This window comes from Psychrobacter celer, from assembly GCF_016107555.1.
GTDB classification, from domain to species: Bacteria; Pseudomonadota; Gammaproteobacteria; order Pseudomonadales; family Moraxellaceae; genus Psychrobacter; species Psychrobacter celer.
Genome location: NZ_JABASU010000061.1, coordinates 1 through 869 on the forward strand (window position 1 = coordinate 1; position 869 = coordinate 869).

Genomic DNA, 869 nt, shown 5'->3' on the forward strand with positions numbered 1-869 from the left:
TAGGGGCTGTATAGAATTGAGGAACCATTGAAAAAAATAAGCAACGCCTTACTCTACTGTTTACCACAACAAAGAAACAAGGCGTCACTTATGGCTCGCACTAAGCTCAACGATGAACATTGGCACAAGCTATTTATTATATTGCGACAAATTAACGTATATAACAAGCCCAATCTAAGACGTACCGTTGAAGGCATGTTGTACCGCATACGAGTAGGCTGTCCATGGCGAGACTTACCTTCTTATTTTGGTCATTGGTCTAGCATATATCATCAATACCGTTACTGGCGTAAAACCGGTAAATGGCAAAAGCTCATGAAAATAATCACAGCAAACTATGATAGTGAATGGTTATTTATAGACGGTAGCGTGGTCAAAGCTCATCAGCATAGTTCAGGTGCAGCCAGTCATCTTGATGAGGCCATTGGTAAAAGTGTTGCAGGTAATAGCAGCAAACTGCACTTAGTGGTCGATGCTTGTGGTAACCCTATACATATTGAGCTGACAGGTGGGCAAGTGCATGACGCTAAGATGGCAAAGGCGTTGATAGATAGCACGATTAATAACCAGACTAAAGCGGTGATTGCAGACAGGGGCTACGATAGTAGCGATATTAGAGAGTGTATCTTCAAGCACTGTACTGAGTCAGTCATACCCGTTAAGTCGAACTCTAAAAGCTGTAACGACACACTAGATTGGTATTTGTATCGTTGCCGTCACTTGGTAGAAAACGCTTTTGCTAGGTTGAAACATTTTAGGGGCATTGCCACGCGATATGAAAAGCTCAAAGATAGCTATGCAGCAGCGGTAATGCTTGCTTGTGTCTTTATCTGGTTGCCACTCATTTGAATTCTATACACACCCTAATA

General features: G+C 42.1%; 1 protein-coding gene. It reads left to right on the plus strand.

Annotated features, from left to right (window positions below):
* The first annotated feature begins 90 nt into the window (after positions 1-90).
* Positions 91-849: an IS5 family transposase gene (locus JFC05_RS12670; RefSeq protein ID WP_198337143.1), complete on the plus strand. Its 759-nt coding sequence runs from the start codon at positions 91-93 to the stop codon at positions 847-849.
* Positions 850-869: the final 20 nt, after the last annotated feature.